The 8,917-nt window shown below is 68.8% G+C and carries 7 protein-coding genes; all 7 read right to left on the reverse strand.

Going from position 1 to position 8,917, the window contains the following annotated elements; all coding sequences use genetic code 11:
- Positions 1-19: 19 nt before the first annotated feature.
- The 7 genes from A5771_RS10500 to A5771_RS10530 all read right to left on the reverse strand — a co-directional run bounded on the left by A5771_RS10500 (position 20) and on the right by A5771_RS10530 (position 8,420).
- The gene (locus tag A5771_RS10500) at positions 20-835 is read right to left on the reverse strand and encodes an SDR family oxidoreductase (RefSeq protein ID WP_064855149.1); all 816 of its coding nucleotides are present in this window, start codon (positions 833-835) and stop codon (positions 20-22) included.
- Between the two features lie 61 nt (positions 836-896).
- Positions 897-1,547, reverse strand: a complete 651-nt coding sequence (locus A5771_RS10505) for a TetR/AcrR family transcriptional regulator (protein WP_064855150.1) — start codon at positions 1,545-1,547, stop codon at positions 897-899.
- 9 nt (positions 1,548-1,556) lie between these two features.
- On the reverse strand, positions 1,557-2,801 hold the full coding sequence (locus tag A5771_RS10510; protein ID WP_064855169.1) for a DNA recombination protein RmuC: 1,245 nt from the start codon (positions 2,799-2,801) through the stop codon (positions 1,557-1,559).
- A gap of 29 nt (positions 2,802-2,830) precedes the next feature.
- Positions 2,831-5,962: a carboxyl transferase domain-containing protein gene (locus A5771_RS10515; RefSeq protein ID WP_064855151.1), complete on the reverse strand. Its 3,132-nt coding sequence runs from the start codon at positions 5,960-5,962 to the stop codon at positions 2,831-2,833.
- Positions 5,959-7,485: a class I adenylate-forming enzyme family protein gene (locus A5771_RS10520; protein ID WP_064855152.1), complete on the reverse strand. Its 1,527-nt coding sequence runs from the start codon at positions 7,483-7,485 to the stop codon at positions 5,959-5,961. The genes A5771_RS10515 and A5771_RS10520 overlap by 4 nt, the downstream gene beginning before the upstream one ends.
- Before the next feature lie 10 nt (positions 7,486-7,495).
- Complete coding sequence (locus A5771_RS10525; protein ID WP_064855153.1) at positions 7,496-7,945, reverse strand: hypothetical protein; 450 nt, start codon at positions 7,943-7,945, stop codon at positions 7,496-7,498.
- A 46-nt stretch (positions 7,946-7,991) separates the two neighbouring features.
- Complete coding sequence (locus A5771_RS10530; protein ID WP_064855154.1) at positions 7,992-8,420, reverse strand: VOC family protein; 429 nt, start codon at positions 8,418-8,420, stop codon at positions 7,992-7,994.
- Positions 8,421-8,917: the final 497 nt, after the last annotated feature.

Below are 8,917 nucleotides of genomic sequence, written 5' to 3' on the forward strand. Positions count from 1 at the left end.
GACTCCTCACCTAGGACACTTACGTATTGAGCAGGCCGCTCTGGTAGCGGCGCATGCCGCGCAGCCAGCGGTCGTAATCGGTTCCCTTGAACCGGTACATCTCCAGCACCGCCGGATGCGGCAGGATCAGGAAGCGCTCATCGTCGAGGGCGGCGAGCACCTCGTCGGCGACGGCGGCCGGTTCGAGAACCTCGCCGGCCGCGGTGACCGCGCGGGTGGCCAGATCGCCCAGCGCCTCGCCGGATTGCTCACCGGCGTAGAGCAGCTTGGTGTTGACGCCCATCGGGCACAGGCAGCTGACCCGCACCCCCTGGTCGCCGTAGGTGATGTTGAGCCATTCGGCGAATCCGACGGCCGCATGCTTGGTGACGGCGTAGGCGGCCGCGCCCAGCTGGGTGAGCAGACCGGCCGCCGATGCGGTGGACACGAAGTACCCCTCACCGCGCTGCACCCAACCGGGAACCAACAACTGCGCGGCGCGGATGTGGGCGCGCAGATTGACGTCGATGGCCTGGTCCCAGTCGGCTTCGCCGGCATCCAGACCAGGCGCGCCGGTGATGCCGGCGTTGGCGAAGTACATATCGACCGGCCCGTAGTGGCCCTCGGCCGTGGCGATCAGCTCCCGGATCACGTCGGTGTCGGCGACGTCGCCGCCGCAACCCACCGCCGCGCCCGGCTGCTCGGTGTTGATCGCCTCTGCCACCGCGGTCGCGGCATCGGCATCCAGGTCGGCCACCACCACCCGCGCCCCGGCCTTGGCGAGCGCCGCCGCCAGCGCGCCGCCGATGCCGCCGCCGCCGCCGGTGACGATGGCGACCCGTTCCGCAACCTTCATGGGCAATCCTTGCTCTTGGGGTTCGCAGCGACAGTGACCCTAGTTGAATCCGGCCTCATACTCAATTGCTGTTCGAGCGGAACTGCAGGGCATTCGCCCACAGCCGGGTGACGGTGGTGACCAGCACCTCGAAGTCCGCACCGGCGCCCTCGGTGGCCTCCTCGAGCACGAAGACGCTGTACGCCAGCCGGCTGACCATCGCCGAGAGCGCCCGGGATGCCAGCAGCGGATCGACGTCGGCGGCGGCGAACCCGCGCTCTTGCAGGTCGGCGATTCCGGCGGCATTGCGCTGAATGAACGCATCGGCGCGCTGGGACCGGAAGGCGCGGAACTTCGGATCGATCTGAGCCACCTGCTCCAGCAGCCCCATCAGCCTCGCGTTGCGCCGATATGCCTCCAGATACGCCCGATTGCTCGCCTCGAGTACCGCGTAGGGATCATCGGCTCCGCTCACCCGGCCCATGCCCGGATGCATCATGTCCTGCTGCGCCTGCTCGAGGACGGCGGCGAAGATCTCTTCCTTGTTGGCGAAGTAGGTGTAAAACGACCCGGTGGCGCAGCCGGCCGCTTTGGTGATGTCGATCAATTTGGCGTCGAGATAGCCGTCCCGCTCGAAAACCTTGCGCGCCGCCGCGACCAGTGCCGCCCGCGTGCGCGCCCCGCGCACCGTCGCCGGCAGCTGGCGGGCCGGGGCGATCGGAACGGCGTCCATCGGAAGATCCTAACTGAATCCGACGTCAAGTTCGTCCATTGGGCCGGCGCAGTCGGCGAGGTCCGCCAGCATGGCGTCGGCCTCCGGTTCGGGTAGTGATTCCACTCCGCGCAGCTTGCGCTCGATGGCTCGGGTACGGACGCCGGCGGTGTCGATGGTGTTGCGGGCGGTGTCGAGTTGCTTGCGGGTCTTCTCCAGTACGGCCGCGAACTTGCCGAACTCGGTCTTGACGGCGCCGAGCACTTGCCACACCTCGCTGCTGCGCTGCTCGATCGCCAGCGTGCGAAAGCCCATCCGCAGGCTGTTGAGCAGGGCCGCCAGCGTCGTGGGCCCGGCCAGGGTGACGTTGTACTTGGCCTGAATCCGCTCGAACAGCCCCGGCTGGCGCAGCACTTCGGCGTAGAGGCTCTCGGTGGCCAGGAACAGGATCGCGAAGTCGGTGGTGTGCGGCGGCGCGAGGTATTTGTCGCAGATGTCTCCGGCTTCGGCCTCGATCCGCCGGACCAACGCCTGCCGCGCGGCCGCCTCCCCAGCGGCGTCGGCGTTCTCCTGCGCGTCGAGCAGGCGCTCGAAGTCCTCACGCGGGAACTTGGCGTCGATCGGCAACAGCACCTCGCCGGCACCGGTCCCACCGGGCAACCGGATCGCGAACTCCACCCGCGCAGTCGATCCCGGCGCCGTGGCCACGTTGGTGGCGTACTGCTCGGGTGTCAGCGTCTCGGCCAGCAGCGCGGCCAGTTGCGCCTCCCCGAAGATGCCACGGGTCTTGACGTTGGTCAGCACCCGCTTCAAATCGCCCACCCCGGTGGCCAGCGTCTGCATCTCACCGAGACCGCGCTGCACGGCTTCCAGGCGTTCCGAGATCTGCGTGAACGATTGAGCAAGCCGGGTTTCCAGGGTCGCCTGCAGCTTCTCGTCCACCGTCGCGCGCATCTTCTCCAGTTGCGCACTGTTGTCGGTCTGCAGGCTCTTGAGCTGCCGATCCAGGGTGGAGCCCAGCTTCTCCAGGGTGTCCTGCTGGGCCGCACCGAACCGGTGCAGCGTCGTCTGCCAATGGTGGAAGGCCTGGGCGAGTTCGGCCCGCCCGGCATGTTGCTCCTCGCGGAGCGTTCGCTCCACCCGCTCACTGTCGCCGCGCAGCGCGGAGAGTTGCTCGGGCGCGATCGCCCCGCCGGGACGCAGCAGCGCTACGACCTGCAGGATCACCGCCAGCAACGCGAGTGACGTCAGGAGGATCAACAGGGCCGTGTCCATGGCCGCACGGTAGCGCGGGGCACCGACATTCAGCCGTCGGACAGCCTCGCGATCCACGCCCGGGATTGCGCCGGGTCGATCACATCGTCGAGTTCGAAGGTCATCGCCGCGCTCAGTGCCCGCCCACGCCGGTAGGCCGCCTCCACCAGCTGGTCGAAGAGCTGTTGGCGCTGGTCGGGATCGGCGACGTGGGCAAGTTCCTTGCGGAACCCCAGCCGCACCGCCCCTTCCAGTCCCATCCCGCCGATCTCACCGGTCGGCCAGGCGACGGTGAACTGCGGGGCGTGAAACGACCCGCCCGCCATCGCCATCGCACCCAAGCCGTAGCCCTTGCGCAGCACGATCATTCCCATCGGCACCGTCAGCCGCGCTCCGGCGATGAACATCCGGCTGAACCGGCGCACGGTGGCCTCCCGTTCGGCATCCGGTCCGACCATGAATCCCGGTGTGTCGCACAACGTCACCACCGGCAACCGGAACGATTCGCAGAGCGCAAAGAAATCGGCGGTTTTGTCGGCGGCTTCCGCGTCGATCGCGCCGCCGAGGTGATGGCTGTTGTTGGCCACCAGCCCGTGGGCCACGCCGTGCACCCGCACCAGCGCCGTCACGACCCCGACCCCGTAATCCGGTCGCAGTTCCAGCACTGAATCGGCGTCGACGATCGCCTCGATCGCTCGGCGCACGTCGTAGGCGCGTAATCGGTTCTGCGGCACCACGTGCCGGGCCAGCCTCGGATCGGGTTCGGCCCAGTCGGTCACCGCCTCACCGAAGTAGGACAGGTAGCGTTTGGCCAGCGCCACCGCGTCCGGCTCATCGCGTGCCGCCAGCGCAACCACCCCGTTGCGGCGCTGCACCTCGATCGGCCCGATCTGCTCGGGCCGGTACACGCCCAGCCCACCGCCTTCGATCATCGCCGGGCCGCCCATGCCGATGTTGGCGTCCGGAGTCGCGATGATCACGTCGCACACCCCGGCCAACGCGGCGTTGCCGGCAAAACAGCGGCCGGAGACGACCGCCACCAGGGGCACCTGGCCGTTCAGCGCGGCCAGCGCGCGAAACGTCATGAGGTCCAGCCCGGCCATGCCCGCGACATCGGTGTCGCCGGGACGTCCGCCGCCGCCCTCGGCGAACAGCACCACCGGAAGTCCCCGGCGGGCAGCCACTTCGAAGAGCCGGTCGGTCTTGGCGTGGTTGCGCATGCCCTGGGTACCGGCCAGCACGGTGTAGTCGTACGAGGCCACCGCCACCGGCGCCGCGCCGATCGTCGCCAACCCGGCGACCAGTCCGTCGGCCGGCGTGTTGGTGATCAGGTCCTCCTCCGAGCGCCGGCTGCGCTGCGCCGCCACCGCCAGCGCCCCGTATTCGACGAAGCTGCCGGGATCGACCAGATCGGCGATGTTCTCCCGCGCGGTGCGACGGCCCTGCCGGTGCCGTTTCGCGACGGCCTCCGGGCGACCTTCGTCACGGGTGAGCCGGTGCCGCTCGATGACCTCATCGAGATCACCGCGTCGGGAATCCAGCTCTGGGCCGGCATCGGGGCCGTCAGTGTCGTGGTCACCTGCCGAAACGAACACCAGCAGCGGGTCTCCGGCGCCGACGACCTGCCCGACGGTGACCAGGGCGCGCACCGTCGCGCCGGGAGCAGCAAGCACGTGCTGCATCTTCATCGCCTCCAGCACGACGTCGGGCGCCACCTCGACAACGGTGCCGGCCATCGGCGCGTACAGCACCTGTTCGCCCGCGCCGAGAACCGTTGTGTGCGGCCGACGCTCGTCGGGTCTTGGCGCCAAGTCCGCCACCAGCGCGGGCAGTCGGCGGTCCAGCCAACCGGTCGTCACGACGCCGTCGCGCAGCGCCTCGTCGGCCAACACCGCGTCCAGCAACCCCACATTGGTACCGACGCCGACGATGGCCAACTCCGCCAGTGCGGTACGCGCCTTGCGCAACGCCGCTACGAACGAGTCGCCGGGCACGTGGGTGATCACCTTGGCCAGCAGCGAGTCATAGCGCGGGCCGATGGTCAGGCCCGGCCGGGCGTAGGTGTCGACCCGGATCCCGGGCCCGCTCGGCGGGGTGAACGCCGTCACGGTGCCGACGCAGGGTTGCACCGTGCCGTCGGCGGCGACCGTTTCGGCGTTGACCCGGCATTCGATCGCGATCCCGTGCGCGCCGGCCGGCAGCTCCAAGTCGTCGACTGTCGCTCCCCCGGCGATCCGGAATTGGACCGCCACCAGGTCCAGCCCCGTGACGGCCTCGGTGACCGGGTGCTCCACCTGAATGCGCGGGTTGACTTCGAGGAAGACGAAATCGTCTCCGGTGACCAGGAATTCCACCGTCGCCAGCCCCCGGTACCCGACTGTTGAGCACAGCCGCGCGGCTGCCCGGTGTAGCTCGGTACGCAATTCGGCGGAGATCCCCGGTGCGGGTGCGATCTCGATCAGCTTCTGATAGCGGCGCTGGATGCTGCAGTCGCGATCACCCACCGCCGATGCCCGCACGCCGTCGGCGACGATCTGCACCTCGATGTGGCGGGCACCCTCGATGAGTTCTTCGGCGAACACTGTCGGCGCGCCGAACCCGGCTCGCGCCTCGGCGGCGCACCACCGAAAGGCGTCCTCGATCTGGTCGGCAGCGCGGACGGTGCGTATCCCCCGGCCCCCGCCTCCGGCCAAGGCTTTCACCATGATTCCACCGGGATGGGCGCGGAATAACTCCCGGATCTGCTCGGTGCCGGCGGCCCCGTCGGTGGCCGCCGGCACCGGCAGGCCGGCGCCGATCGCGGCGCGGCGCGCCGCGGACTTGTCGCCGAAGGTCTCGAGCAGTTCCGGGGCGGGCCCGACGAAGGTGCGTCCCCCCGCCTCAATGGCTCGGGCGAATGCCGCATTCTCCGAAAGGAATCCGTAGCCGGGATGGATCAGCTCGGCGTCGGACTTCTCTGCGGCGGCCAGGATGGCGGCCTGGTCAAGGTAGGACGAGGGACCTGCGCCGGGCAGCGCGATCGCGTCATCTGCGGCGTGCACGTGTGGGCTGCCGGCGTCGTCCTCGGCGTAGACGGCCACCGTGCGATAGCCCGATTCGGTTGCGGTGCGAACGATCCGCAGCGCTATCTCGCCGCGGTTGGCGATCAGCACCGTCTTGGGCGCCGGGACCGGGGTCGTCACCGCAGCGGGTCACCCCACTGCACCTGCGCACGCAGCTGCCCCTTGAGCAGTTTGCCGCTGGCGGTGCGCGGCAGTTCCTCGGCCACCACCGTGATGTATTGCGGCACCTTGAAGTCCGCCAGTTGGCCGCGGCAATAGTCGAGCACCGCGGCCACATCGATATTGTCTCCGAGCAGGACGGCGCCGACCTTCTCGCCCATCACCTCGTCGGGCACCGCCAGCACGCAGGCGTCGGCGACGCCGGGCGCCGACAGCAGCGCGGCTTCCACCTCGACGCTCGAGACGTTCTCGCCGCCGCGGATGATGATGTCTTTGAGCCGGTCGATGATGTGCACCCGGCCGGCGTCGTCGACACGGACCACATCACCGGTGTGCAGCCATCCGTCGATGATGGCCGCTGCGGTGGCGTCGGGCCGCTTCCAGTACCCGCTCATCACATTCGCCCCGCGCACCACCAGCTCGCCGGTGGCCGGATCATCACCGATCGGAACGACACCGATATCTCCCGACGGCACCGCATAGCCGACCGAGTCCGCGTGGGCGACCGCGTCGGAGTCCGGTAGCACCGTCATCAGCGACGCCGTTTCGGTCATGCCGTATCCGTTGAACACCGTTGCCGCACCGAACGCCTCGCGCAGCGAGCGCACCAGGGCCGGCGCCGTCGGGGCGCCTCCGTAGCCGACCCAGCGAACCCCGGTCACGTCGACGCGGGCGAACTCCGGATGCCGCAGCAACAGTGCGTAGACCGCAGGCACGGTCACCATCGACGAAATCCGTTGCGACGGAAGGGCGGCGATCAACTCGGGAAGGCTCAGCGCCGGCATGATCACCGCCGCACCCCCGGCGTAGGCAGCGGCCAACAGCTGCGAGTTGCATCCGGTCACGTGAAACAGCGGCACCGAGATCAAGGTGCGCATCTCCTCGCCGAGCCGCCGGGTCTGGCCCATGGAGCGCATCATGTTCTCGGCGTTGGTCAAGAACGCCTCGTGGGTGGTGGGCACCCCCTTGGGCCGCCCGGTGGTACCCGAGGTGTAGAACAGCGCCGCGATGTCGGCCGGTTCGAGCCCGTCGACCACATAGGGTTGGCCGTCGGGCAGCGGGATGCCCGGCGCCAGATCCACCCGAACCCCGGCGTCGGCGAGCACGAAATCGACCTCCGGTGCGGCCGAGCGGGTGTTGACGGCCACCGGTATGCCACCGGCCATCACGGTCCCCCAGAACGCCAGCACCCAGTGCAGCCCAGCGGGATAGCGCACGCCGACCCGGTCGCCGCGCCCAAGGCCCTCAGCGCGCAGCCCGCCGGCCACCCGCGCCGCCTGCTGCCACAGCTGCCGATAGGTCAGCGACCCGACACCGAGCTCCGCCACGGCCTCACTGTCGGGCCGGCGCTCAGCCTGCTCGGCCAGCAGATCGATCAGGGTGGCCGGCAGCTGCTCATAATGTGGGACGCCGGTGCGGTCGCGGATCACCCCGGTCACCGGAAAAGGGTTGTGCTGCCGCGAAATCTCGACGACGTTCGTCATGAGCGGCCCGTCATCGCCGGCTCCGACGGCGGTGGGCCAGGCTGCGCAGCGTCCCGCGCAACGCGTAGACCGCGGTCGTGGCGCATGCGACGAGCAGCACCACGAACATGGGCAGCCAGTTGCCACGCTCATGGTTGATGTGCCACCAGACGTAGGTGAACAGCACAGAGCACAGGAACAGCACCGCGTCGCGCCAGTTGCCCTGATAGGACAGCGCCGCGGCGCGCAGGGCCCGGCCCCGATCGGACGCGGCGACCAGGTCGTCGACCCGCTCGTCGATGGTGCGTTGCAGCTCGGCGCGCCGCGTGGCCTGCTCCGCCGGGATCCGGTCGAGCAGGTCGAGATCCTGCTTGATCAGCCCCCGCAGATCCGGACCCTTGAGCTGCCCGGCCGCCGCGGTCAGCAGCGCTCCACCGAAGATCGGCGCCGCGCCCAGCGCCATGCTCAGCAGAGTGGGCATCGTCGTGTCGTTCCTTTCGCGCTCCTACCCGCGCAACCCTACGACGTCAGCTGAGCTTTACTGTGCCGTCGGGCTCGATTCGCCAGTTCGGGTTGTGTGCGATCTCCCAGATCAGACCGTTGGGGTCTTGGACATGCGCGTGGAACACGCCACCGAACTGGCCCGGTTGCGGCGCTTTGAGGACGGTGCCGCCCGCAGCGGCCATGGCCTCGGTCAGCGCGGTCACGTCCTGCGGGCTGCTGACGTTGTGCGCCAGGGTGACCCCGGAGACCCGGGGATGGTCGCCGGGCAGTGCCAGATCTTCGTTGAACTTGTCCGCGTCGAAAAAGCCCACCAGTTGCCCCGGCGCGCTCTGGTAGAAGATGATCTCCCCCTCGACGTCCAGCAGCGGTTTCCAGCCCAGGGCAGCGTAGAACCGTCGGGTGGCATCGAGGTCGGTTGCAGCGACGGTGACGAAATGCACCTGCTGATCCATGCCGCGAAGCGTAGACGGCGCCTCTCTATGTCAAGTGCCCGGTTGTAGTGTCGCTGCTGGTAGGTCCGGGAAGTGACTTGTCCGAAGCCCCCAAAAGACTTCAGCGCCTTACGGGCATGGTTGCGATGTCAACCCGTCGTGGCACACAACTCGTCCAGAATCCGACTCGTCTCGCGCTTGCTCGCCAGCATGTCCGGTGCGATCGTCTCCGTCACCGCCTGCGCTCGGCCAAGGTCAACCCGATCAATTGGGCCTAAGCGCGCATTTTTCAATGGGGCAACGAATCGCCCATTCGCGCGCATTTCTGGTGAGTCAACACGGTCAGTGGATTCATGTATACTCGAACACATGTTCGATAATGGGTTGCCGGGGCCGGAGGCGTTGGAGGATGCCGACGACAACCTGCTGGTGGCGGCCATCGCCGGGTGGTCCCGGGTGGAGGCTGCGGCCTCGGCGCGCCGGTTGGCGGCGATCGGTGAGCTGGTGGCGCGTCGCAC

Origin of the sequence: Mycolicibacter sinensis, assembly GCF_001667375.1 — a bacterium.
In the GTDB taxonomy this organism is placed as follows: Bacteria; Actinomycetota; Actinomycetes; order Mycobacteriales; family Mycobacteriaceae; genus Mycobacterium; species Mycobacterium sinense_A.